Here is a 26134-nt window from a genome sequence, read left to right as displayed (position 1 = left end):
TTGCTGTTTCGCGAGTGGGCCAAAAATGACAAAATCCGGACAGCGGTTGGCGGTGAGCGAGCTGGCCAAGCTCCATGTGGAGCGACTTGCTGCCATCGAGGCTGCCTCCGAGCCGGTCTATGCCATCCCCGCGGAATATCCGGCCGGCTATCATGTAAAACCGCATAGCCATAGTCGTGCGCAGTTCGTCTATGCCCGCGCCGGTGTCGTCATGGTGTCGTCAGTACAGGGGCGGTGGATGGTGCCGCCACAGCATGCGCTATGGATACCGGCCGAGCTTGTCCATACCGTCGATATGCTGGGCGACGTTGCCATGCTGTCCGCCTATGTCGCGCCTCATGCTCTGGCCGACCCGCCAACGGCCGTCCGCGTCGTTGCGCTGACCGACCTTGCCAGGGCACTGATCATCGAGGCCGTCGCGCTGCCGGAGGCCAAAAGCGGCCGGCATGATCTCGTCATGGCCCTGCTGCTCGAGGAAGTCCTGCGGCTTCCCGACAGGCCGTTGGGATTGCCGTTTCCGTCCGACATACGCCTGGCCGCCCTCTGCCGCGGCTTCATGGAAAATCCAAGTGCCCGGCTGGTTATCGACGACTGGGCTGAGCGGCTCGCTATGAGCCGGCGCGCCTTTACCCGATTCTTCCGAAAGGAAACGGGAATCAGTCTCTCGACGTGGCGCCAGCAGGCAGCGGTATTTACTGCCTTGCCACGCCTTGCAGCCGGGGAGACTGTTACAGCCGTTGCCCTTGACCTCGGCTATGACAGCGTCGCCGCCTTTACCACCATGTTCAGGCGGATGCTGGGGGCGGCTCCGCGCGCCTATTTCAGAGCACCCGAACAATATTGAGGGTTTTCCGGAGGAAGGATTCGCGGTTTGGCAGACGGCGCGATATCCGCGCCGGACACCGATATGACGTTGACGTTCACGGTAAATCTGTGCGTTTCAAAAATTCGAAAAACATTCGTTTGACATTCGAATAATCTTCGTTTTAACTGCTTTTACTTTCGCAACTGCGCAAGCTTTTTGCGATGCGGTATATTCTGGCTCGGAGGGGGAACGTGAGCCGTCAGATTCACGATCTTTTCATCATCGGCGGTGGCATCAACGGCTGCGGGATTGCGCGTGACGCGGTCGGACGTGGCTATTCGGTCGCGCTTGCAGAGATGAACGATTTCGCTTCGGGCACGTCCTCCGGCGCGACTAAGCTCATTCATGGCGGCTTGCGATATCTCGAGCACTACGAGTTTCGTCTGGTGCGCGAATCGCTGATGGAGCGCGAAGTGCTTTGGGCGATGGCGCCGCACATCATCTGGCCGATGCGCTTCGTGTTGCCCTATCACAAGGGCGGCATCCGACCGGCATGGCTCATCCGCCTCGGGCTGTTTCTCTATGATCATCTCGGCGGTCGCAAACTTTTGCCGCCGACCGCGGTTCTCGACATGCGCCGGGATGCGGCCGCCAAGCCGTTGAAGGCGCTCTTCACAAAGGCATTCGAATATTCGGACGGTTGGGTCGACGATGCGCGCATGGTCGTCCTCAACGCGCGGGACGCCGCCGACCGCGGCGCGCTGATCATGCCGAGGACGAAGGTCGTTTCGGCGCGACGTGAGAATGGGATGTGGTTGATCGAAACGATCGACACCGTCAGCGGGCACGGGAACAGTTTTCAGGCGCGGATGCTGGTGAATGCAGCCGGTCCCTGGGTCGATCACGTTATTCGCGCGGCTTTCGGGCAAAACGAGGCTCACCATGTGCGCCTCGTGCAGGGCAGCCACATCGTGGTGAAGAAGAAGTTCGACGATGCACGAGCCTACTTCTTCCAGAATCCGGACAACCGCATCATCTTCGCGATCCCCTACGAGCAGGACTTCACGCTGATCGGTACGACTGACCGCGACTACTCGGCCGATCCGAAGGATGTGAAGATATCCGAGGAAGAAACGACGTATCTCTGCAACGCGGCGAGCGAGTATTTCAAGGAGCCGGTGCGGCCGGACGACATCGTGTGGACCTACTCGGCCGTGCGGCCGCTGTTTGACGACGGCGCTTCCAAGGCGCAGGAGGCAACCCGCGACTACGTGCTGAAAATCGAAGGCGAGGGGGAAAGCGCGCCGCTGCTCAACGTATTCGGCGGCAAGCTCACGACCTATCGGCGGCTTTCCGAGCATGCGCTGGAAAAGATTGCTGCGGCGATCGGCGCCAAAGGTGCGCCGTGGACAGCGAAAAGCCATCTGCCGGGCGGCGATTTCGCAGCAACCGGCTTTGAGGCTGAAGTCGCGAAGCTGAAGGGCCGCTATCTGTTCCTGGCCGACCGGCATGCGCGCCGACTGGTGCGCCGCTACGGCACGAAGGCGTCGGTTCTGCTTGGACGGGCGGCCACCACCGACGACCTGGGGCACTGTTTCGGTGGCGATCTCTACGAGGCAGAGGTTCGCTATCTCATCAATCACGAATGGGCCAGAAGCGCGGACGATGTGCTTTGGCGAAGAACGAAGGACGGCCTGCGTCTGACCAAGGAACAGGCTGCACTGTTGGAGGAGTACATGGCCGCGCGACCGGCACAGATGGCTGGTTGAAGCGGTAATGTCCCCGCTGTTGAGGAGGCACGGGAACCGGAATGCTTGAATTGCGCAACGCCGCAAAGATGGTGGGTGGGGAAAATCATATCCACGCGACCAATCTTGCGTTTGAAAAAGGCACGCTGAATGTGCTGCTGGGGCCGACGCTGTCCGGCAAGACGTCGCTGATGCGGCTGATGGCCGGGCTCGATCGTCCGACGGGTGGTTCGGTCCATTTCGACGGCGTGGATGTGACCGGCATGCCGGTGCAGAAGCGCAATGTCGCGATGGTCTACCAGCAGTTCATCAACTATCCGGCGCTGACGGTATACGAAAACATTGCCTCGCCGATGCGCATTGCTGGCAAGGATGCGGCGACGATCGACCGGGAAGTGCGCAAGGCCGCCGATCTGTTGCGCCTCACGCCCTATCTGGACCGGACGCCACTCAATCTCTCCGGCGGCCAGCAGCAGCGCACGGCGCTTGCGCGTGCGCTCGTCAAGAATGCCAGCCTGGTGCTGATGGACGAGCCGCTCGCCAACCTCGACTACAAGCTGCGCGAAGAATTGCGGGCTGAGCTGCCGAAGATCTTTGCGCAATCTGGCGCGATCTTCGTCTATGCCACAACGGAGCCCTCCGAAGCGCTTCTGCTCGGCGGCAACACGGCGACCCTTTCGGAGGGCCGCGTGACCCAGTTCGGACCGACCATTTCAGTCTATCGAAGCCCGTTCGATCTTGTCACAGCAAAGACCTTTGCCGATCCGCCGCTCAATTTCATTGATGTCGTAAAGGCTGGTGGAGTATTCCAAAGGCAGGATGCGACGATGCTGCCGGTGCCTGCACATCTGGCCGGAATGGCCGATGGCCCGGTCACAATTGCCTTCCATCCGCACCACCTCGGTCTTTCGCCGCAGACCCCGGCCGCAGCAAGGCTCCAGGCTCGCACACAGATCTCGGAAATCACCGGCTCCGAGAGCTTCGTGCACCTGGATTTCGATGGTGTGCGCTGGGTCATGCTCGCGCACGGCATTCACAACATCGATCCGGACACCGAGGTCGACGTCTATCTCGACACGCGTCACGTCATGGCTTTTGGCACCGACGGTCGCGCTATTGCAACTGGCGCAAAGGCGTAAGGGAGAAGGACATGGCACGCATCACGCTCGACCACATCCGCCACGCCTACGGGCCGAACCCGAAGTCGGACACGGACTATGCGCTTCGCGAAGTCGATCACGAATGGAGGGACGGCGGCGCCTACGCGCTTCTTGGACCGTCCGGCTGCGGAAAGACGACGCTGCTCAACATCATTTCCGGCCTGCTGCAGCCGTCCCATGGCCGCATCCTCTTCGATGGATACGATGTGACGAACCTTTCGACACAGGCGCGCAACATCGCGCAGGTGTTCCAGTTCCCGGTTATTTACGACACCATGACCGTCTACGACAATCTGGCCTTTCCGTTGCGCAACCGCGGTGTTGCCGAGCTGGAAGTCGATCGCCGCGTTCGCGACATTCTCGAAATGATCGATCTCGGCGGCATGGCCAAGCGCAAGGCGCAGGGCCTGACGGCCGACCAGAAGCAGAAGATCTCGCTCGGTCGCGGGCTGGTGCGCAACGACGTCAACGCAATCCTGTTCGACGAGCCGTTGACCGTTATCGACCCGCACATGAAATGGGTGCTGCGTTCGCAGTTGAAGCGCCTGCACAAGCAGTTCGGTTTCACCATGGTCTACGTGACCCACGACCAGACGGAGGCGCTGACCTTCGCTGACAAGGTTGTCGTCATGTACGAGGGGGAAATCGTCCAGATCGGCACGCCGGCAGAACTTTTCGAACGGCCGAGCCACACATTCGTCGGCTACTTCATCGGCTCGCCGGGCATGAACGTTCTGCCGGTCCAGCTGCAGGGTAACGCGGTCCGCATCGGCAGCGAAACACTGTCATTGGACTATGCGCCGCAAACGGCCGCTGGTGCAAAGATTGAGCTGGGCATCCGTCCGGAGTTCATCGATCTCGGCCGCGAGGGGATGCCGGTTACTGTCAACAGGGTCGAGGACATTGGACGGCAAAAGGTCGTACGGGCGACGTTTGCCGGTCAGCCGATCGCCATCGTCGTCACGGAGGACTCTGAAATCCCGGCCGATGCACGCGTGACCTTCGATCCGGCTGCGATCAACATCTACGCCAATTCCTGGCGCGTCGGCAGGGAGGGCTGAGCATGGAAAAGACCTGGAACAACAAAGCCTGGTTTCTGGTTCTGCCGGTTCTGGTGCTGGTTGCCTTCTCGGCCGTCATTCCGCTGATGACCGTCGTCAACTACTCGGTGCAGGACACGTTCGGCAACAACGAGTTCTTCTGGGCGGGTACGGACTGGTTCGTGCAGACGCTTCACTCCGACCGCTTCTGGGCGGCGTTGCAGCGCAATCTCGCTTTCTCGCTGATCATTCTGGCGTTGCAAATCCCGCTCGGCATCTTCATCGCGCTGAACATGCCGAAGAAGGGGCTCGGCGTGCCGGTCTGCCTCGTGCTGATGGCGCTGCCGCTGCTCATTCCATGGAACGTGGTCGGCACCATCTGGCAGGTTTTCGGTCGTGTCGACATCGGCCTGCTTGGCCATACGCTTGAGGCTATGGGGTTTGACTACAACTATGTCCGCGATCCCCTTGATGCGTGGATCACCATCATCGTCATGGACGTCTGGCATTGGACAAGCCTCGTCGTGCTGCTCTGCTATGCCGGCCTCGTTTCAATCCCCGATGCCTACTATCAGGCGGCAAAGATCGACGGCGCGTCGCGCTGGTCCGTCTTCCGCTACATCCAGCTGCCGAAGATGAAACGCGTCTTGCTCATCGCCGTGCTGCTGCGCTTCATGGACAGCTTCATGATCTACACCGAGCCTTTTGTCGTCACCGGCGGCGGTCCCGGCAACTCGACGACGTTCCTGTCGATCGACTTGGTGAAGATGGCCGTCGGCCAGTTCGACCTCGGTCCCGCAGCGGCAATGTCGATCATCTACTTCCTGATCATCTTGTTGCTGTCGTGGATCTTCTACACCGTCATGACCAGCAGCGACGCGAACGCCTGAGAAAGGAGAGGACCATGGCTCAGACAATGAAATACAAGCCTGCGGGCAACTTCTCCTGGGTCGTTTCGACGATCTACATCATCTTCCTGCTGCTGCCGATCTACTGGCTGATCAATATGAGCTTCAAGGAGAACGCCGAGATTACCGGCGCCTTTTCGCTCTGGCCGCAGAACCCGACGCTGCGCAACTACAGCGTGATCTTCACCGATCCGTCCTGGTACAATGGCTACATTAATTCGATCATCTACGTCGTGATGAATACGGTGATCTCAGTGCTGGCGGCGCTGCCGGCGGCCTACGCCTTCTCGCGCTATCGGTTTCTGGGCGACAAGCATCTGTTCTTCTGGCTGCTGACGAACCGTATGGCACCACCGGCGGTCTTCGCGCTGCCGTTCTTCCAGCTCTACTCCGCCTTCGGACTTATCGACACGCACATCGCCGTGGCGCTCGCCCACTGCCTGTTCAACGTGCCGCTGGCGGTCTGGATCCTGGAAGGCTTCATGTCGGGCGTGCCGAAGGAGATCGACGAGACGGCCTATATTGACGGCTATTCCTTCCCGCGTTTCTTCGTGAAGATCTTCATGCCGTTGATTGCCTCAGGCATCGGTGTCGCGGCCTTCTTCTGCTTCATGTTCTCGTGGGTGGAACTGCTGCTTGCCCGCACGCTGACAACCACTGCCGCAAAGCCGATTTCCGCGATCATGACGCGCACCGTCTCGGCTGCAGGGATGGATTGGGGAGTGCTCGCGGCAGCCGGCGTGCTGACTATCATTCCTGGCGCGCTCGTCATCTACTTCGTACGCAACTACATCGCCAAGGGCTTCGCGCTCGGCCGCGTCTGACAAGGAAGGACCACTCATGAACTTTTCCTGGATGGCATGGACGCTGCCGACCGCATTGTTTTTCCTGACGATTCTCATGCTGCTGGTTGGCATGAGCGTCTGGGAGTATTTCGCGCCGGGCGGTTCGCCGCGGGTGGGCATCCTCAGGTTCGAAACCACGCGAGGAGACCGGCTCTTCGTATCGCTGCTTGGCGCGGCATTCATTCATCTCGCATGGCTGGGTCTTGTCGGACCCAACCTGTGGTGGGCTCTTGCCCTCTCCGTAGTCTACGCCATTGGCGTCTTTCGCTACGTGTGACGGCAAGGAAAGACAGATGGCCGGGGGTACTGGCCGCCTGAAACGTGAAGACTGCAATCGCAACCCTGGGAGGATATTATGCGAAAGCATTTACTAGCGACAACAGCAGGCATGTTGCTGGCCATGGCGGGCTCCGCCTATGCCGGCATGGACGAGGCGAAAGCCTTTTTGGACAAGGAGGTCGGCGAGCTCTCGACGCTTCCCCGCGCCGACCAGGAAAAGGAAATGCAATGGTTCGTCGATGCGGCGAAACCGTTCGCCGGCATGGATATCAAGGTGGTTTCCGAAACCATCACCACGCATGAGTATGAATCGAAGGTCCTGGCGCCGGCCTTTACGGCCATCACCGGTATCAAAGTCACGCATGACCTGATCGGCGAAGGCGACGTCGTCGAAAAGCTGCAGACGCAGATGCAGTCGGGCGAGAACATCTACGACGCCTACATCAATGACTCGGATCTGATCGGTACGCATTGGCGCTACCAGCAGGCACGCAGCCTGACGGACTGGATGGCCAACGAAGGCAAGGACGTCACCAACCCGAACCTCGACATCGACGACTTCATTGGGAAGTCCTTCACCACGGCTCCGGACGGCAAGCTCTATCAGCTGCCGGATCAGCAGTTCGCGAACCTCTATTGGTTCCGCTACGACTGGTTCAACGACGAGAAGAACAAGGCCGACTTCAAGGCGAAGTACGGTTACGATCTCGGCGTTCCGGTCAACTGGTCTGCCTATGAGGACATCGCCGAGTTCTTTACCGGCCGCGACGTTGGTGGCAAGAAGGTCTACGGCCATATGGACTATGGCAAGAAAGACCCGTCGCTCGGTTGGCGTTTCACTGATGCCTGGCTCTCCATGGCCGGCAATGGTGACAAGGGTATCCCGAACGGCAAGCCGGTCGACGAGTGGGGCATCAAGGTCGATGAGAACTCACGCCCGGTCGGCTCGTGTGTTGCACGCGGCGGCGACACCAACGGCCCGGCAGCGGTCTATTCCATCCAGAAGTACCTGGATTGGATGAAGGCCTACGCTCCGGCAGCGGCCCAGGGCATGACTTTCTCGGAGTCCGGCCCGGTCCCGTCTCAGGGTGAGATCGCACAGCAGATCTTCACCTACACGGCCTTTACCGCCGATTTCGTCAAGCCGGGTCTGCCTGTTGTGAACGAGGACGGCACGCCGAAGTGGCGCTTCGCCCCGTCGCCGCATGGCGTCTATTGGAAGGACGGCATGAAGCTTGGCTATCAGGATGCCGGCTCCTGGACGCTGATGAAGTCCACGCCTGACGATCGCGCCAAGGCTGCATGGCTCTATGCGCAGTTCGTCACTTCGAAGACGGTCGACGTCAAGAAGAGCCACGTCGGTCTGACGTTCATTCGCGAATCCACCATTCGCGACAAGAGCTTCACCGAACGCGCTCCGAAGCTCGGCGGTCTGGTCGAGTTCTACCGCTCGCCGGCCCGCGTGCAGTGGTCGCCGACCGGCACGAACGTTCCTGACTATCCGAAGCTTGCTCAGCTTTGGTGGCAGGCGATCGGCGATGCGTCGTCGGGCGCGAAGACCCCGCAGGAAGCCATGGATTCGCTTTGCGCCGAGCAGGAAAAGGTCCTGCAACGCCTGGAGCGCGCCAAGGTTCAGGGCGATATCGGACCGAAGCTCGCCGAAGAGCATGATCTCGAATACTGGAACAAGGACGCAGTCGCCAAGGGCAACCTCGCTCCCCAGCTGAAGATCGAGAACGAGAAGGAAAAGCCGGTTACCGTCAACTACGACGAACTGGTCAAGAGCTGGCAGTCGAACTGATCGGCTGCTTTTGGTCGGGTACGAGGCCCGGCCAACAGCAATGCCGACGGCGCAAAGTCGCCGTCGGCACCAACCGCCTCTAGGGAACGACTTATCGCATGAGCTGGCGCATTCGCGGCGGCTGGGCGAACTATTGCGCCGGAGAAGACAATGAGCGGCCATATTCTCGCGATCGACCAGGGCACGACGTCCTCGCGCGCGATCGTCTTCGACGCCGGGATGAAGATGATTTCGTCTGCACAGGAGGAGATCAAGCAATCCTATCCCCAACCAGGTTGGGTCGAGCATGACCCGGATGAGATCTTTACCACGGTGGTCAATACGGCACGGAAAGCTTTGGCAAACGCCAACGTTCCAGTGGCCGATATCGCCGCAATCGGTATCACCAACCAGCGCGAGACGACCGTTGTCTGGGAGCGAAAGTCAGGCAGGGCGCTCTACAAGGCGATCGTATGGCAGGACCGGCGCACGGCTGAAGTCTGCGACAGTCTCAAGGCTGACGGTTACGAGAAGCTCTTCAGCGCTAAGACGGGTCTGCTACTGGATCCTTATTTTTCCGGAACGAAACTGCGCTGGCTGCTCGATAATGTCGACGGATTGCGGGAGCGTGCCGAGGCTGGTGAAGTGTGTTTCGGCACTGTCGACAGCTGGCTGATCTTCAATCTGACCGGCGGACGCGTTCATGCCACGGACGCCACCAACGCCTCGCGAACGCTGCTTTTCAATATAACGGAGGGTCGGTGGGACGAGGAGCTTCTTGGCCTTCTCAGGATTCCGGCAGCTATGCTTCCGCAGGTCAAGGACTGCGCGGACGATTTCGGCGTCACCGATCGGGAAATCTTTGGCGCGGCCATCCCAATCCTCGGTGTTGCCGGCGACCAGCAGGCCGCCACCATCGGCAATGCCTGCTTCAAGCCCGGCATGATGAAATCGACCTATGGGACAGGCTGCTTTGCCCTCCTGAACACAGGGCGGGACTGCGTGGTATCCAGCAACCGGATGATTACGACGATCGCCTATCGGCTCGGCGGCAAGACGACCTATGCGTTGGAAGGCTCGATTTTCATCGCCGGTGCAGCCGTGCAATGGCTCCGCGACGGGCTTGGCCTTATTTCACAGGCATCGGAGAGCGGCACGCTGGCGACGCGGGCCGATCCCAATCAGCAAGTCTATGTGGTGCCGGCGTTTACGGGGCTCGGGGCTCCTTATTGGGATCCGGAGGCGCGGGGTGCGATTTTCGGCTTGACCCGAAACAGCGGCCCGGCCGAATTGGCGCATGCGGTGCTCGAATCCGTGGCCTACCAGACGCTCGATCTGCTGATCGCGATGCGGAAGGATTGGGGCGGCCATCACATCGAGACGGTCCTGCGCGTCGATGGCGGCATGGCCAGCTCTGACTGGACGATGCAGCGCCTTTCCGATGTGGTCGGCAATCCGGTGGACCGGTCCGCTGTTCTGGAGACAACGGCGCTGGGCGCGGCCTGGCTCGCAGGTTCGAGAGCGGCGGTCTGGCCGGACCACGAGCAATTTGGAAAGGCCTGGGCTTGCAACAGGCGGTTCCAGCCGTCGATGGAGGAGGCCGAGCGGCAGACGAAGATCGCCGGCTGGCGTAATGCCGTGTCGCGGACGCTGTCCGGCGCGCAATACGGCAATCCGCTGGCCTGAATCGCTCAATGTATGCCCGCCCTTTAGATGCGGCTGCGACGCTTCGCCTTCAAGCGTTCAGGTGACTGTCAGAAAACACGGCCATGGCTGGCGAATATTATCGGCGGCCATGAATTACCTATGATCCAATCCTGGTTCCGTCGACGCCAAATCTGGACGCGGAGACGACCAATTGAAAGATAGTGCCACCAAGGCCCGCCTGATCGACTGGCGGCCCGCAATCGGCAGCGTGACGCTTTGCCTTGTGACGACCCTCTACCTTCTTTCGGTGACAAATCATTCGTTCTGGAGCGCCGCATACAGTGATTTCGCTGCCGATCATCTGTCATTCGTGCTTTTTGTGATCGGCATTTCAGCGATCAGCACGGCAATTATCACGGCTTTCTCGGCCAAGTATGTCACCAAGCCGTTTTTAATCTTCTTTGTGCTCGCAGCAGCTGCCGGCTCCTGGTTTACCGATCAGTTCGGTGTGATCGTGGACAAGGAAATGATCCGCAACGCGGCAGTGTCGACGGGCGCGGAGGCGGGGCATCTGATAACCGCGCGCTTTGTGCTTCATATGCTGCTCACTGGGATATTGCCGTCGCTTCTTATCATGTGGCTGCGTATCCGGCATCGCCCCGTGCTGTCCAAGCTTGCTCACAATACGGGCGTGATTCTGGCTTGCCTGGCGGTCTTCGCCACAGTCGGATTCGGCGATTATCGGGCCTTTGCGGGCGTCGGGCGGGCTCATAGGGACATCCTCGAGAGGTTAAATCCGTTTGCGCCGATCACCAGCACCATTGGCTTTGCCGTTTCGTCCGAGGAGGATGCGCATGTGGTCGCCGCACCGCTCGGCACGGATGCACACCGGGTTAACACTGCCGGCCTCAACAAGCCTCGCGTGACGATTATCGTCGCGGGCGAGACGGCGCGTGCCGATGATTTCTCCCTGGGCGGCTACCAACGCAAGACCAATCCGGAACTCGAAAAGCAGAACGTCATCTATTTCCCGAATACGACCAGCTGCGGTACAGCGACGGCAATCTCGATTCCTTGCATGTTTTCCATCTATCCGCGAACGGCCTATACCCATCGCAAGGGGCTCGCGACCGAGAACCTTCTCGATGTGTTGGGCCACGCCAAGGTTGACGTGTCCTGGCTGGACAACGATACCGGCAGCTATCACGTGACTGACCGCGTCGCCTATGCCTCGCTGCCGCAGTCTAACGATGCACGCTTTTGCAAGGACGGTGAGTGCCTCGACGCCATCCTTCTCGACAAGGTCGACGATTGGCTCGATCACGTGAAGGGCGACAGCGTCTTGGTCCTGCACCAGCTCGGCAGTCACGGGCCGGCCTACTTCGCTCGTTACCCCGATGAGTACCGACGCTTCGTTCCCGACTGCAGGGCCAATGACTTTGGCAGTTGCACGGCCGAAGAGATCACCAACGCCTACGACAATACGATCCTCTATACGGATCACGTCGTTTCGACTGTCATCGACAAGCTCAAGCAGCATTCTGAGAAAGTCGCGGGTGCAGCGATCTACGTGTCGGATCACGGGGAATCGCTTGGTGAGAACGGCATCTACCTGCATGGTGCGCCCTATATCGTGGCGCCGTCGCAGCAGACGCATGTGCCGTTCCTTGTCTGGGTCGGTGAAGATCTCGCCAAGTCCGCCGGCTTCGAGATGAGCTGCATGGCCAAGCAGACGGATGGCTCCCGTTCGCATGACAACCTCTTCCATAGTGTGCTTGGGCTGATGGACGTGGCGACCAAGGTGTATGATCCGCATCTGGATGTTTTCGCCGCGTGTCGGCGGAAGACGGATAAGGTCGCGAGCGTCCAGCGATGAGATAGCCGGGGTTCAGCTGTGCTGCCACAGTGGCTACCCGAGAGCGTTCTGCCGGTCACCTCCTTCTGGCGGCCAAGTCAGCTCTCAGTGCTTGCGGTTTGCGGCTTTCATGCGCTCGGAGAGCTCGGAAAGCCCGAACGGCTTCACCAGGAAATCGTCTGCGCCACTTTGCAAGCCCTCGATCTGATCTGAGGTCTGATCGTGCGCCGTCAGAATGATGACGGGGACGGCGTTCGCTTGTCTTCTAAGCGCCTTCAGGAGAGTAAGGCCGTTGCCATCAGGTAGCCGCAGGTCGAGCAAGATTACTCCGTAGCTGCCGGTTCCGGCCGCTTCTGTCGCTTCCGCGAGGTTGAGGCACCAATCGACTGAATGACCGTCGGCGGCGATGTGATCGCGCACGGCGTCTCCCAGTAGGATGTTATCCTCAACCAATAGTACATTCATGTGTCATCTCCCCTGCTGCTTGCCTGCCTTGCGGCAGCATGCCCAGCCATGATGATGGTTTTGCTTGGGGGCATCGCAAAGCGTCGCCAGGAATTCTAATGGGGCCGCTAGCTGACAGTGGCCTTAAAGCTGCGTGGGGGCGCGTTCAAAAATACTGTGACGAGCGCTCCAAGACGGTGCCCCTGGCAAGCGACTAGCCGAAATGCGCTCTTGGCGAGCTCTTGAGCCTATGCCGGTGTTCTGACGTCAGAGCCGGCCAGCAGCGAAAGCTCGCCCGCCGTCTTCATGACCATGGTGATCGCTTGGCTGATGTCGGGTGCAGTTGGCGCATTGACCAGAGCAATATAGGGACAGGTGAGAGCTGCAATGCAGCGCCCGTCTGGCCCAAGGATCGGCGCCGAAAGGTTGTGGACGCCCGCTGTTTGCGCGCTTGCCATCATCTCGTAGCCGCGCTCGCGGATATGGGCGAGACGCTCGTAAAATTCCGGGCCAAGTTTCACCTCATCGCGGCTCCGTGCATGCTCCGCGATCATCATCTTCCGCTCTTCATCGCTTCGGAAGGCGAGAAGCACATGGCCGGAACCGGTGTCGAAAAGGCTGATATGCGAGCCGACGCGGATCGAGATACCCCAATAGTCCGGCGCCTCGTGCTGGGCGATCACCACAGCCGAACCGCGGTCAAAGACAACCAAGTGGTTTGCCTGCTTGGTTCGTTGCGCGAGGTCGCGCATCAGTGGTGTGGCGAAGGACGCCAATCGGCGCGTTGGCGCATGCAACTGGGACAGGCCGAAGAGTTTAAGTGTGAGGGTGAACCGATCACCCTCAAGCTTGGTCACGTAGCCGCGGCGCACGAGGCGATCGAGCATGCGATAAAATTCGTTAGGGCTGCGATCGAGGCGTTTGGCGATCTCCGCTTGGGTCAGCCCTTCCTCGACGCCGGCCAAAAGCTCAAGGATATCGAGCCCTTTGTCCAGCGCCGGAGCACGGTACCGATCGGGGTCTTCTGCTTCCATGAACTTCTCCTGCGAATACCAACTTACATATACAAATGTGAAGTTGCGGAAAAGCGGGGGTTTATGCAGCGAACTTCGCCATCGACGACGAAAAACGGACAGGCTAGGTTCGAGCCTCGCGCGTTTCGCGCAGTAAAGGCCATGTGTATTGCGAGGATGCAGACGATGTTTTTGACGGATGAAGAGCTCAGCGAAATCGCGATGTTTCGGCGAGAACTTCATCGCAATCCAGAAGTCTCTGGGGAGGAGGCACAAACCGCATTGCGGGTGACAGAAAAGCTGAGTGCAACTGGACCTGATCAGATCATTACAGGCATCGGTGGACATGGCCTTGCAGCGGTTTACGAGGGGGCGATTTCAGGCCCTACGATCATGATCCGTGCGGAACTGGATGGCCTGCCGATCGAGGAAATCGCCGACATACCACACCGCTCGACCGTACCCAGCAAGGGCCACCTGTGCGGCCATGATGGCCATATGGCGATCCTGATCGCACTCGCGAAGGGGCTCGGGCAGATGCGGCCCGCGAGAGGGCGCGCAATCCTGATGTTCCAGCCGGCCGAGGAGAACGGTGCAGGCGCAGCGGCGGTGCTTGCGGATCCGAAGTTTGCGACGCTAACGCCTGATATGTCGCTCTCGCTTCACAATTTCCCGGGGATCCCGCTTGGCCACGTCCTTCTCAAGGAGGGACCGGTCAATTGTGCGTCGCGGGGAATGAAGATCGTTCTAAAGGGCAAGACATCGCACGCTTCCTATCCGGAGCAGGGCATCGCACCGACTTTCGTGTTGGCCCGGCTGCTCGATGATCTGACGGCATTGGGCAACAATCAGCCGCTCGGACCGGATTACTCGCTGATCACGGTCACACATGCGCGTCTCGGTGAGCCGGCCTTCGGCATAAGCCCCGGTGAGGCGCAAATCTGGGCGACCTTACGGACGCTGACGGATGAAGCGATGACTGCATTGGTTTCACGCGCCGAGGAACTTGTGCTGACACAGGCGAAGGCCGGACAGCTACGGGTAGAGATCAGCTATGAGGACGTGTTTCACCAGTGCTACAATTCCGCCGAAGCGGTTACGGAGTTGCGGCGCGCGCTGGATGACGAGGGTGTCAGCCATGATAGCGCAAGCAGCCTGCTGCCGATGAAAGCGTCGGAAGACTTCGGTCTGTTCCGGACCGTGGCGCCGGCTGCCATGTTCTTCCTCGGGGCAGGCGAGGATCATCCCCGACTGCACAACCCCGACTACGACTTTCCCGATGAGCTGATTGCCACCGGTTCTCGGGCCTTCATGCGAGCCATCAGGAACGTTCTCGGCTGAAAGCGCCACATAGCTGCCATTGAACTCTCCCGCCGACGATCGGAGAAAGGCGAAGGTCCCGCATCCGGCGCAGCGCCTCCGCTTCACGACCGATCCGTCCGCGCCATGTCATTGCAACTACTTTGCGCATGATCTAAAACTGATCTCTGAGGTTGAAATTAAGGTCGCGATCCCTGATCGACTTGCGCGCTGATTTGCGCAATATTTTCCGTGGCAGATGTGTGCGCTGTTAGCGCCAAGCATCAGACAGGCACCATTCGACTTCCTCCAGAGTGCAATGGGATTATCATGTTTGCTCAAGACATCATGAACACCGACATCACGACGATCAGCGCCGACAGCAGCGTGCATCAGGCAATAGACCTGATGGTTGCCAAGAATATCAGCGGCCTGCCTGTGATCGACAACGATGGCAACCTTTGTGGCCTGTTGACGGAGGGCGATCTCATGCGACGCATCGAGTTCGGCGGTGGTAGATCGGCCGGCAATCCTGATAATACGTCGCTCGTCGATTTCGACGACTACATCCGTAGCCGCAGCTGGCGGGTATTTGATGTCATGTCCGCGAGCGTGATCAGCGTTACGCCGGAAACACCGGCGGCGGCCGTCGCCGAGGTCATGTTTCAGCACAAGATCAAGCGCGTTCCCGTCGTCAGCGGCAAGCGCCTTCTCGGCATCGTCAGCCGCATCGATCTCCTTAAGGGCATCGTTGCGGCGCCGGCGGCAAGAACGGCGAGTGGTGACGATGCCCTCGCTCGTGCCATTCGCGCGCGACTGCAGGGCGACCTTGGTCTCGACACCGATGCGATCAAGGTATCGGTTCATGATTCCAGGGCAATACTTGAAGGGACGGTATCCAGCGAACTGGAGCGGCGCGCCATCCGTGTGCTGGTGGAGAACGTCAAGGGGGTCAGCGGCTTTATTGACAAGCTGGCCCTAGCCTGATCGGAGCCTTCTCAGGCTGCCGAGCAGAGGAGCTTTTTGGCGTGCGTTGCCATGAGGCGCTCCTCGTTTGTCGGGATCACGAGCGTCTTGAAATCGCCGAGGACGCGGAGCCTTCCAAGGATGGAATCGCGGACCGGACCGGCGTGTTCGCCGATCCCGCCGGTAAAGACAAAGGCATCGATGCCCCCCATGGAGACGGCCATCATCGCGGCATGCTGGGCCGTTCTCAGAGCGAAATATTCGAGGGCAAAGGCGGCTTGCGGATCGTCGCTGCGAAGCAAGGTCTCGACGTCGTTGCTGATGCCGGACAATCCCCTCAGACCGGAACGCTCATAGAGGATATCCCGGACCGTCTCGACGCCAAGATTCAGATCCTGAAGCATATAGAGAACGGCGCCGGGATCGATTGATCCGCTGCGCGTTCCCATCGGTATGCCGTCGAGCGCGGTCATGCTCATCGTGGTGTCGACGCTGATGCCGTTCCTCAGCGCGCAGAGGCTGGCGCCGTTGCCGAGGTGGGCGACGACAACGCGGCCGGCATGGAGGTCCGGATAGTCCTTGGACAGCACCTGCGAGATCCATTCGTAGGAAAGTCCATGGAAACCATAACGGCGGATGCCTTTGTCGCGCATGTCTTTTGGCAAGGCAAAGTTGCTGGTCAATTTGTCGTGCCCGGCGTGGAAGGCGGTGTCGAAGCAAGCGATATCGGGCGCACCGCTTGCGAGTCTGGTCGAAGCGGTGATGCCGGCCAGGTTGTGCGGCTGGTGAAGCGGCGCCAGCGGGATCAGCGCTTCGAGGCGACGCATCACCTCGGGCGTGACAATGACAGGCTCTACGAAAGCTTGTCCGCCGTGGACGACGCGATGCACAACGGCCGCTATGTGCCAGGCGTGGTCGTGTCCGCCGATGAGGTTTACTACGGCGCTAAGGGCCGAATCGTGGTTGGTATTTGCGGGCAGGGAGGTTCGCGTCTCTTGTCCATCGGGGAGTTTGGCACACATCTCAGCCGTGTCACCTATGCCGGTGACCTTGCCGCTCATCAGCACGTTTAGGGTCTGATCCTCGAAAATCTGAAACTTGAGGCTCGATGAGCCGGTGTTGAGAACAAGCAGCGTGTCGATCATCGAATTGTGCTCCGAGTCCTGTCACGTGAATGGCGAGGCGATGTTGTGTCAGGAGGGCGGGTGTCACCGCGCAGCCGCTGAAATGACGTTGACGCTGCCCCTGCGCGCCACGGTGGCCGCAGAAGATGTAGCTGTCAATTGTTTTTGCTTCGAAATTTCGCGTAGAACGAGTTGCCTGCGGCGTGCCTGGGCGGCCTCTCGGCGATCAAAATCCTTTGAGATTTCAGGATTTTCTCTTTCCGCGTTGCGCTGATCGGCCTATCTAGCGGTAGTGCTGTTCGGCACGCATCGGGTCCGGCTTCCGCCCGTTCTATCCGAATGCTTCCAATTCACATCGGCAGATCAATGACAGCTATGCAGATGACAGAGAAAAACGATGCGGAGAGCATCCGCAGGGCAAAGATCGTAGCACTGGTTGTTGCCGTTTCGTTTTTCATGCAGATTCTCGATGGCACTATTGTCACCACGTCGCTGCCGCAGATGGCCGCGAGTTTCGGCGTTCAACCGGTCTCGATGAGTATCGGTATCACCGTCTACATGCTGACGATGGCGGCATTCATCCCGCTTTCGGGATGGCTTGGGGATCGATATGGCGCAAGGCGCGTCTTCATGGCGTCCATTGCTGTCTTCACGATCGCCTCGCTGTTCTGCGGGCTGTCCGACGGGCTTGCCGAATTTGTCGTGGCACGCGCTGTGCAGGGCGCGGGCAGTGCACTGATGACGCCGGTCGGCCGCATCATTGTCCTGAAAAATGCTCGCAAATCGGAACTCGTACAAGCGATCGCTCTGATCACCTGGCCTGCGCTGACGGCTCCCGTTATCGGCCCGCTGCTTGGCAGCTTCATAACGACCTATGCAAGCTGGCATTGGAATTTCCTCATCAATCTGCCGATCGGGGTGCTCGGCATGGCGCTGGTTCTTCGCTTCGTGCCGGAACAGCGCGAAGAAAATGCCGGCCGGCTCGATGCGCTCGGGTTCGCTCTCAGCGCTGGCGGGCTGACTTTCCTGCTGGCGGCGCTCGAACTTTCCGTGAAATGGGATGGTGGCCTGCTGCCGATCCTGCTGATGCTCGCGGCCGGCATTGTGCTGTCAGTCATGGCGACGCGACACTTCCTGCAGGTCGGCAATCCGCTGCTCGATCTATCCGCCTTCAAGGTGCAGACTTATGCGATTGCGACCCTTTCTGCCGGGACGGCGAGCCGTGTCGCGATCAATGCCACGCCGTTCCTCTTGCCGCTCCTCTTCCAACTCGGTTTCGGATTGAGCTCGATCGAGGCGGGTGCCTATCTGCTGGTCTACTTCCTTGGAAATCTCGGTATGAAAGCCGTGACGACGCCGCTGCTTGCCAAGCTTGGATTTCGCACCGTGCTCTTCTTCAACGGGATGATTGCTGCGCTGTCGATTGCGGCTTGCGGCTTTCTCGTGCCCGAGACGCCACGCGCAATGATCTACGCGTTGCTGATGATTGCGGGCCTCTCGCGGTCGATGGAATTCACTGCGCTGAACACCCTGGCTTTTGCCGATATCAATCCGGCACAACGCAGTTCGGCTTCGACGCTCTCAAGCATGCTGCAGCAAGTTTCGATGTTGCTTGGCGTCGCGATCGCGGCGGCGGCGCTGAACATCTCTGTCGCTTTGCGTAGCGTCGAAGGTCCGGGGCTCATCGATTTCCGCTGGGCATTTCTTGTCGTGGGAGCAATCGGCATCATATCGTCACTGCGCTTCCTGCAGCTGGCGCCGGATGCCGGCGCCGAGGTGTCGGGTCACAAGATCGGCACGAAATAGTCGGTCGCTTTGCAATCGGTCGGCCTTTGTCGGGAGGATACATGGAACTCGGATATGTCTGCACGCCTCAGGAGGTCTTCGACTTCTGGTTCGAAGAGTGTGGGCGGGATCAATGGTTCAAGGCGACGTTGGACTTTGATCGGGATATTCGCCAGCGCTTCCGTGACACCCATCTTGCACTCTCGCGTGGCGTGACGGAGGAATGGCGCTCGGCCCCGAGCAGCAGGCTTGCCGCAGTGATCGTGCTCGATCAGTTTCCGCGCAACATATATCGCGCGACACCGCTTGCATTCGCCACCGACGGGCTTGCGCTGCGCGAGGCAAAGCTTGCGCTGGAAGCTGGAGCGGACCAGAAAGTCAGCCCGGAATGCCGGACGTTCTTCTACATGCCTTTCGAGCATTGCGAAGATCTGGAGGAGCAGGAGCGGGCCGTGGCGTTGTTCAGAGCGCTTGGCGATGAGGAATATATCGACTATGCGCTTCGCCACCGGGAGGTGATTGAAGTGTACGGTCGATTTCCACATCGAAACGCCCTCGTCGGGCGGCAATCGACCGCGGCAGAGCTGGAATATCTGGCGCAGCCGGGCGCCGGCTTCTGATCGCGTCGCCTTTCTGTCGCCTTTCTTTCTTATGAAAAGCTGGAATCCATCCGATCCAGCAAACCCGAGCGGGGATATTTTGCGGCCGACACGACTCTTGCTTCGCATTCTCCTAGTCGCAGCGCTGGCGGGCGTGGGCGCGAACCTTGCGAGCGCCCAGACGCCCGCGCCGCAGGCCTCGCAGCCGCCGCAAGCGACCGAGCAGGCGTCTGTCGCTGACAGCTCAATCGAGCAGGCCGCGAAAGCGATCGAGAAGGCAAAGCAAGACCTCGCTTCGTTGGAGGATGGCGTCAAGCAGAAGCGTGACGATGACGACGCGCTGGTGGCTCTCGCTGGAAAGACCGACGAACTTGGCCGCTCGGTTCTCAACATATCCGTTGGCCTCAGACCGCGGCTCGACCAGATCAAAAACCGCCTGACCGAGCTCGGCGATCCACCGAAGGAAGGTCAGCCGGCGGAGGCGGAGATCGTCACGACCGAGCGTAACGCCCTGACGGCGGAGCGCGCCCAGATCAACGCCGTTACGGGCGATGCCGAAACGCTGTCCGCCTCCATCGGCAAGCTCGGCAACCGCATTGCCGAAACCCGCCGTCAGCTTTTTGCCGCCACCTTGCTGCGGCGCACCGACATTTCGTTTTCCGTTCTCGGCGATGCAGCACGCGCCTTCGTTCAGGAAGGCTCGGAATTCGTCCAGGCGCTGAGCAGCTGGTTGGGATTCGTACTGAAGTTCAAGGCTTTCGCATTCTTTGCGGCCATCTTCATGTCCCTCGTGACGGCAATGGTGCTCTTGTCTGGCGGCTACCGCATTTTTGGTCGCTACCTTCAGCGCAAGGAGACGGACGAGCAGCCCTCCTATATCAACCGTCTCTCCATCGCTTTCTGGTCGACGCTGATTCGCACGTTTGCGCTTGCTGCCCTCTTGGTGACGTCTTACTTCTTCCTCAATAGTTTCAACGTTCTGAGGCCGGATATCGCGCCGATCATCGGCGCGCTCTTCGGATCGATCGGGCTGATTTATTTCGTCAGGCGCTTCACCAATGCAGTGTTCGCGCCAAGGGAGCCGCATTGGCGTCTTGTCAGGCTTTCCAACCGCGGTGCGAGCTCGATCGGCGCCTGCCTGCTTGCGATGGCGGTCGTCAATGCGCTTGACTACCTCTTCGGCAGCATCAGCGAAGCGATGGGGTCTCCGCTCGTCCTGACCGTCGTCAAGAGTCTGATCGCGGCCCTGATCATTGGTTTCATCCTGATCGCCGCTTCGTTCGGCCGGCCGATGCTGGCGCGAAACGGGGATCCCGATGCGCCGGGACGCCATTGGCCCCGCGGCATGGCGATCATTCTGCGCGTGCTGGGTGCAGGTCTGATCATAACGGCGTTGACCGGCTATGTCGGGCTTGCGCGCTTCGTCGCAACACAGTTGATCATCACCGGTGCAATCATCGTCACGACCTATATTGGTCTGCTATCGGGGAAGGCGATTTCGCGCAGCGAAACCTTCGGTGAGACATCGCTTGGTCGCTTCCTCCAAAAGCGCTTCAAGCTTGGTCCGGTCGCCATCGATCAGGCGGGACTGTTGGTCGGCATGTGTATCTCCGCCATCGCGCTGATGGTTGGGATCCCGTTGGTACTGCTCCTGTGGGGCTTCCATATCCAGGATCTTCAACTCATCGCCTATCGCCTTCTCACGGAGGTCCGGCTGGGCGGTATCAGCATTTCGCTGGTCGGGATAATGACCGGCATCCTGCTTTTTGCCGGTGGTTACCTGCTGACGCGCTGGATCCAGCGCTGGCTTGACAGCAACGTCATGGCGCGCAGCCATGTCGACCTTGGCGTTCGAAACTCGGTCAAGACGGGTATCGGCTATCTCGGCGTTGGTCTTGCGGCGATTGTCGGCGTTTCTGCCGCGGGCATCGACCTCTCGAGCTTCGCACTCGTCGCCTCGGCACTTTCGGTCGGTATCGGTTTCGGCCTCCAGAACATCGTGTCGAACTTCGTCTCCGGCCTGATCCTGCTGGTCGAGCGGCCATTCAAGGTTGGCGACCACGTGGTCTCCGGCACTGCTGAAGGTATCGTAAAGCGGATTTCCGTGCGCGCGACCGAAATCGAGACATTCCGCAAGCAGTCGATCATCGTGCCGAATTCCGAGCTGATCAACGCGTCTGTCGGCAACTGGACCCATCGCAACAAGATGGGACGCTCCGAGATACCGGTCTCGGTGAGCTATGATTCCGACCCGCAGAAGGTCATGGATATCCTGCTGGAGCTCGTCAACGCGGTGCCCGTGGTCCTGCGCAATCCCGAACCGCATGTGGAATTCCTCCGCTTCGGGCCGTATTCGCTCGACTTCGAGCTTCGCTTCATGCTTGCCGACATGGGGGATGGCCTGAAGGTCAGGAATGATCTCCGCATCGCGATCCTGAAGCGGTTCAGGGAGGAGAGTATCGAGATACCTCTTCCGCAGAGCGACATCGTGTTCCATCGACAGCCCGAGCAGGTTGGAGCGGCGGCCAACGCAGGCAAGCCGCCGGCCGAGGACGTTTCCGAGACGAGCGAACTGGACGAGGAGGCCGGCACGGTGCGCCGGTTGCGCGGCAAGTCGGCTGATGGCAATCTCAAGGGGTGAAGGGGTTGTTCAGCGATCGTTCAGAGCGGTCGCTGTATACCGCCTGCAATCGGGTTTTCGTTGCTGGGGGCAGCAGCGCCGAGACGCTCCAAGGGAGGGCGCTTCATCCGCGCCGCACTGCATGGCAAGATTTGCCGTCGTACTGTTTCTTTCACTCGTGGCCGCAGGCCAAACTCACGCAGCTTCCATTACCAACACCGACAGCGCCGCTGTTGTGATCGTCCTTACCGAGGGCGGCAACAAGATGCAGCTGGTGCTTGATCCCGGCGCATCGGAGACGCTCTGCCGGTCGGGCTGCTTCATCACCGCGCCTGACGGTGATCGGATCGGTCTCGATGGCGGCGAAACAATCGACATCATCAAGGGGTCTGCCGTCGTAAAGTGAACGACGGTCCTCTCTGATCACAATTTTTGTCCACCGATTTTCGGCCAAAGGCCTTTTGTGGCTTGCCTATTTGCACGCAGTCGCGGCAAGCTTTTCCCATGTCGTAAACAGGCATTTGGCAAACCCGGCCTCGCTGCATAGTTCGCAAAGGCGATTTCCGTCGGCGGCATTCGTCGGACAGGTTAGTAGAACAGAGGGTAATTCTCCATGAAGACACATGCGCGCGCAGTGGTCATCGGCGGCGGCGTCGTTGGCGTTTCGACGCTTTATCACCTTGCCAAAAAGGGCTGGGACGATGTCGTCCTGATCGAACGCAAGGAACTGACCTCCGGTTCGACGTGGCATGCCGCCGGCCTGCTGCCTCTGTTCAACATGAGCTATTCGGTCGGCCAGATCCACAAGTATTCCGTTCGATTCTATCAGGAGCTTCAGCAGGAGACCGGCATGAATGTCGGTTTCAGCCAGGTCTCCAATATCCGCCTGGCACGCACCAAGGATCGCTGGGACGAGTACATGTACTATGCCGGCATCGCTGAAACGATCGGCGTAAAGGTCGAAGTGCTGACACCGGAACAGGTCAAGGAAATCTGGCCGCTCTGCGAGACGGACGGTCTGCTCGGTGCGATCCAGCACCCAGACGACGGCTATATCCAGCCCGCCGACCTGACGCAGGCGCTCGCCAAGGGCGCGCGTGACCGCGGCGCCACGATCTACCGCAATACCACGGTCACGGCAATCGAGCAGCAGCCGGACGGCCTGTGGAAGGTGACGACAGACAAGGGCGAGATCACCGCCGAGCATGTCATCAGCTGTACCGGCAACTTCGCCCGCAAGACCGGCGAGATGGTCGGGATAAACATTCCGGTCATCCCGGTCGAACACCAGTACATCGTCACCGAGCCGCATCCGGCCATCCTCGAGCGCAAAGCCAAGGGGCTGCCGGAGATGGGCGTGCTCCGTGAATCCGACAGCGCCTGGTACATGCGCGAGGAAAACGGCGGCCTTATTCTCGGGCCATATGAACACGGAGCACCGGTCTGTTACGTCAACGGCCCATCGGACGAGAGCGAATACGAACTCTTCCAGGAAGAGCTTGATCGCCTGATGCCGCATATCGAGGCTGCCATTGCCCGCGTCCCGGCCTTCGGCGAGGTTGGCATCAAGAAAGTGTACAACGGTGCCATCGCGTATACGCCTGATGGCAACCCGATCGTCGGTCCCGCACCGGGCCTCAGCAATTTCTGGCTCAACGAGGGGCACTCCTTCGGGATCACGGCTGCCGGTGGCGCCGGTTGGCAGCTGGCGGAATGGATCGTCGATGGCGAGCCGACCGTCGACATGATGGGCGTCGATCCGCGTCGTTTCGGTCCCTATGCGACCGAAGGCTACCTCATCGCCAAGAACGAAGAGGCCTACGCGAATGTCTTCACCATGCACTATCCCGATGAAGAGCGTGCCGGCGCCCGTCCGCTGAAGACGACGCCAGTCTACGACCGCCTGAAAAAGCTGGGCGCTGTTTTCGGTTCTGTCTACGGCTGGGAGCGCGCCAACTGGTTTGCGCCTGAAGGCTACGACCTGCCGAAGGATCAGATCGGCGTCGGTGAGGATGTTCTCACCAACCATAATCACTCTGACCCGGAAGAGGACGGTCGCATCCTCGAGCGGTGGTCGTTCCGTCGCTCGAACTACTTCGAGCATGTCGGCAACGAAGTCATGAACGTGCACAAGAACGTCGGTGTGCTCGACATGTCCGCCTTCGCCAAGATGGAAGTCTCCGGCCCCGGGGCGCGCGCTTGGCTGGAATCGATCTTCGCCAACGCCATCCCGAAGAAGCGCGGCCGCATCGCTCTTTGCCATATGCTGACAGTTCACGGCGGCGTGCGTGCCGAGTTCACCGTCTACGAATGGGCTCCGAACCGCTTCTATCTTGTCTCGGCGGGCGCCTATGAGGCGCACGACCATGACTATCTGCGCAAGCTCGCACCCACCGACGGCTCCGTTCGTCTGCAGCAGATCACGCAGCGGCTCGGCGTGCTCGTGCTTGCCGGTCCGAAGTCACGTGATCTGCTCAAGAAGCTCACGCGTACGAGCCTTGAGAACAAGGACTTCCCGTGGCTTTCCGGCAAGGAGATCTCGATCGGCGTTGCGAGCGCACATGCGCTGCGCGTCAATTTCGTCGGCGAGCTAGGCTGGGAACTGCACCACCCGATCGAGATGCAGAACTACATCTTCGACAAGCTGATGGAAGCCGGTGCCGAATTCGGTATCAAGCCCTTCGGTATTCGCGCGATGCTGTCGATGTCGGTCGAGAAGTCCTACCGCCTCATCCCGCGCGAGATGTCGATCGAGTACAACGCCTATGAATCGGCACTCGATCGCTTCATCAAGCCAGAGAAGGAATTCCTCGGCCGCGAGGGGCTGCTGGCCTACAAGGATAAGGGTCTGAAGTGGAACTTCGCAACCCTCGTCGTCGAGACCGGCAACGATGTCGATGCCCGCGGTTCGGAAGCGATCTACAACGAGGCGGGCGAACTTGTCGGGCGTGCGACAAACGGCACGTTCGGCTTCCGTATCAATCGTTCGCTTGCGCTGGCGATGCTGCGGCCGGACTACGCAAAGGAAGGCACGAAGCTTAAGATCAAGATCCTCGGCACGACGTACAACGCGACCGTCGTCGGCGAGAGCCCCTTCGATCCGGACAATGCGGCGCTGCGCGCATAGTCTTTTAAGCATGTTTTGAAGAATATCAGGGCGGCCTTCGTGGCCGCCTTTTTGTTGGTCAGCGAAGGCGGTCGATTAATACTTATTCAAACCGGGTACTGTACCGATTTCAGCCGGGGACAGGAGTTTCATCAAAAGGTTTCGAAATGGCGTTTTTGGGTATTTCGGGAATGCAATATTCCGGAGGCATGTTCGCTGATGCGCGCATTATTCTGGCGGAGGATTCGAACGTATTTACGTCGATGATAGGCAAGCGGCTGAAGGAGCTCTTCGATATCGACGTGGAAATCTGCCGGAATTTCGAAGAGCTGCAGTTGTCCTACGACAAGTCGACCGACCCGATCACGCTCGCCATCTCCAACATCAACCTGCCTGGCGCTGAGAACGGCGAGGCTCTGGAGTATCTGGTCGATCTCAGCATCCCGACCATCGTCTTCACTGGCACCTTCCAGGAAGGCATGCGCGACAAGCTGATGGCCAAGGACATTGTCGATTATATCCTCAAGGACAATGTCTTTGCAGTCGACCTGCTTGCGGAATCGATCTGCAGATTCCTCACCAATCATCGTCACCACGTTCTGATCGTCGACGACAGCCCGACGGCTCGTGCCCTGCTGTCAAGCCGTCTCAAGCGCTACAATTTCCGGGTCAGCACAGCAGACAGCGGCGCCAAGGCGCTCGAGATTCTCAAGGCGAACCGCGACATCGGTTTGATGATCACCGACTACAACATGCCCGATATCGATGGGTTCGAGCTGACCCGGCGCATCCGCGCCAGTATCGGCTCACATGAACTCCGCATCATCGGGGTGTCGTCATCGTCGAACCGGCTGCTGTCGGCGCGCTTCCTCAAGGCTGGCGGCAACGACTTCATGCTGCGGCCGTTCATCGATGAGGAGTTCTACTGCCGCGTCAACCAGAACCTGGACACACTGCTGCAAATCCAGTCGATGCGCAAGGAGCGTGCCGTTGCCTGACGCGCTGCCTCCGCCCGACGATGGTAGGCGGAAGCGCTATCACGCGTTCGAGGTCGAGATTTCTGCAATTTCAGGTATTGCCAAGTCCCGATATCTTCTCAGGCGTGTTTCTG

General features: G+C 59.7%; 21 protein-coding genes. 18 read left to right on the top strand and 3 right to left on the bottom strand.

Going from position 1 to position 26134, the window contains the following annotated elements; genetic code table 11:
* Positions 1 to 25: 25 nt before the first annotated feature.
* From PMI09_RS02250 to PMI09_RS02205, 10 genes are all read left to right on the top strand, one after another.
* Positions 26 to 844, top strand: coding sequence for an AraC family transcriptional regulator (locus PMI09_RS02250; RefSeq protein ID WP_007788446.1), 819 nt, complete (start codon positions 26 to 28; stop codon positions 842 to 844).
* Positions 845 to 1056: 212 nt separating this feature from the next.
* On the top strand, positions 1057 to 2574 hold the full coding sequence (gene glpD, locus PMI09_RS02245; RefSeq protein ID WP_007788443.1) for a glycerol-3-phosphate dehydrogenase: 1518 nt from the start codon (positions 1057 to 1059) through the stop codon (positions 2572 to 2574).
* A gap of 41 nt (positions 2575 to 2615) precedes the next feature.
* On the top strand, positions 2616 to 3692 hold the full coding sequence (locus PMI09_RS02240; protein WP_007788441.1) for an ABC transporter ATP-binding protein: 1077 nt from the start codon (positions 2616 to 2618) through the stop codon (positions 3690 to 3692).
* Positions 3693 to 3703: 11 nt separating this feature from the next.
* Positions 3704 to 4774 carry an ABC transporter ATP-binding protein gene (locus PMI09_RS02235; protein WP_007788439.1) on the top strand — a complete coding sequence of 357 codons (1071 nt, stop codon included), beginning with the start codon at positions 3704 to 3706 and terminating at the stop codon, positions 4772 to 4774.
* A gap of 2 nt (positions 4775 to 4776) precedes the next feature.
* Positions 4777 to 5643, top strand: coding sequence for a carbohydrate ABC transporter permease (locus PMI09_RS02230; RefSeq protein ID WP_007788437.1), 867 nt, complete (start codon positions 4777 to 4779; stop codon positions 5641 to 5643).
* Positions 5644 to 5669: 26 nt separating this feature from the next.
* Positions 5670 to 6485 (top strand): carbohydrate ABC transporter permease, encoded by an 816-nt coding sequence (locus tag PMI09_RS02225; protein WP_338009955.1) that lies wholly within the window; start codon positions 5670 to 5672, stop codon positions 6483 to 6485.
* 16 nt (positions 6486 to 6501) lie between these two features.
* Complete coding sequence (locus PMI09_RS02220; protein ID WP_007788434.1) at positions 6502 to 6783, top strand: DUF2160 domain-containing protein; 282 nt, start codon at positions 6502 to 6504, stop codon at positions 6781 to 6783.
* 78 nt (positions 6784 to 6861) lie between these two features.
* Positions 6862 to 8586: an ABC transporter substrate-binding protein gene (locus tag PMI09_RS02215; RefSeq protein WP_007788432.1), complete on the top strand. Its 1725-nt coding sequence runs from the start codon at positions 6862 to 6864 to the stop codon at positions 8584 to 8586.
* Between the two features lie 150 nt (positions 8587 to 8736).
* Entirely contained in the window at positions 8737 to 10251 is a 1515-nt protein-coding gene (glpK, locus tag PMI09_RS02210; RefSeq protein ID WP_007788428.1) for a glycerol kinase GlpK, read from the top strand.
* 172 nt (positions 10252 to 10423) lie between these two features.
* A complete protein-coding gene (locus tag PMI09_RS02205) occupies positions 10424 to 12088 on the top strand; it encodes a phosphoethanolamine transferase (protein WP_007788426.1) in 1665 nt (554 codons plus the stop codon).
* Positions 12089 to 12172: 84 nt separating this feature from the next.
* On the opposite strand, the gene PMI09_RS02200 is transcribed toward PMI09_RS02205, so the two are convergent.
* Both PMI09_RS02200 and PMI09_RS02195 read right to left on the bottom strand, forming a co-directional pair.
* Complete coding sequence (locus PMI09_RS02200; protein WP_007788424.1) at positions 12173 to 12532, bottom strand: response regulator; 360 nt, start codon at positions 12530 to 12532, stop codon at positions 12173 to 12175.
* A 227-nt stretch (positions 12533 to 12759) separates the two neighbouring features.
* Positions 12760 to 13545 (bottom strand): IclR family transcriptional regulator, encoded by a 786-nt coding sequence (locus PMI09_RS02195; protein ID WP_007788420.1) that lies wholly within the window; start codon positions 13543 to 13545, stop codon positions 12760 to 12762.
* Between the two features lie 165 nt (positions 13546 to 13710).
* On the opposite strand from PMI09_RS02195, the gene PMI09_RS02190 reads away from it, so the two are divergent.
* Together PMI09_RS02190 and PMI09_RS02185 are read left to right on the top strand one after the other, a co-directional pair.
* Positions 13711 to 14865, top strand: a complete 1155-nt coding sequence (locus tag PMI09_RS02190) for an amidohydrolase (protein ID WP_007788419.1) — start codon at positions 13711 to 13713, stop codon at positions 14863 to 14865.
* A 288-nt stretch (positions 14866 to 15153) separates the two neighbouring features.
* Positions 15154 to 15810, top strand: a complete 657-nt coding sequence (locus PMI09_RS02185; protein WP_007788417.1) for a CBS domain-containing protein — start codon at positions 15154 to 15156, stop codon at positions 15808 to 15810.
* 11 nt (positions 15811 to 15821) lie between these two features.
* Here the strand turns inward: PMI09_RS02185 and PMI09_RS02180 are convergent, their stop codons facing one another.
* Positions 15822 to 16934 (bottom strand): acetate/propionate family kinase, encoded by a 1113-nt coding sequence (locus PMI09_RS02180; protein WP_007788415.1) that lies wholly within the window; start codon positions 16932 to 16934, stop codon positions 15822 to 15824.
* A 354-nt stretch (positions 16935 to 17288) separates the two neighbouring features.
* On the opposite strand from PMI09_RS02180, the gene PMI09_RS02175 reads away from it, so the two are divergent.
* The 6 genes from PMI09_RS02175 (at position 17289) to PMI09_RS02150 (ending at position 26021) form a co-directional block, all read left to right on the top strand.
* Positions 17289 to 18719, top strand: a complete 1431-nt coding sequence (locus tag PMI09_RS02175; protein WP_085990657.1) for an MFS transporter — start codon at positions 17289 to 17291, stop codon at positions 18717 to 18719.
* Positions 18720 to 18760: 41 nt separating this feature from the next.
* The gene (locus PMI09_RS02170; protein ID WP_007788411.1) at positions 18761 to 19318 is read left to right on the top strand and encodes a DUF924 family protein; all 558 of its coding nucleotides are present in this window, start codon (positions 18761 to 18763) and stop codon (positions 19316 to 19318) included.
* Positions 19319 to 19349: 31 nt separating this feature from the next.
* Entirely contained in the window at positions 19350 to 21938 is a 2589-nt protein-coding gene (locus PMI09_RS02165; RefSeq protein WP_443216156.1) for a mechanosensitive ion channel domain-containing protein, read from the top strand.
* A 121-nt stretch (positions 21939 to 22059) separates the two neighbouring features.
* Positions 22060 to 22323, top strand: a complete 264-nt coding sequence (locus tag PMI09_RS02160) for a hypothetical protein (protein WP_007788407.1) — start codon at positions 22060 to 22062, stop codon at positions 22321 to 22323.
* 207 nt (positions 22324 to 22530) lie between these two features.
* Entirely contained in the window at positions 22531 to 25044 is a 2514-nt protein-coding gene (locus PMI09_RS02155; RefSeq protein WP_007788405.1) for a GcvT family protein, read from the top strand.
* Positions 25045 to 25190: 146 nt separating this feature from the next.
* The gene (locus PMI09_RS02150; protein ID WP_007788403.1) at positions 25191 to 26021 is read left to right on the top strand and encodes a response regulator; all 831 of its coding nucleotides are present in this window, start codon (positions 25191 to 25193) and stop codon (positions 26019 to 26021) included.
* Positions 26022 to 26134 lie beyond the last annotated feature (113 nt).

The organism is Rhizobium sp. CF122 (assembly GCF_000282035.1).
In the GTDB taxonomy this organism is placed as follows: domain Bacteria; phylum Pseudomonadota; class Alphaproteobacteria; order Rhizobiales; family Rhizobiaceae; genus Rhizobium.
The sequence above is the reverse complement of the archived record's forward strand: the minus strand, read 5'-3'. Positions and strand labels throughout refer to the sequence as shown.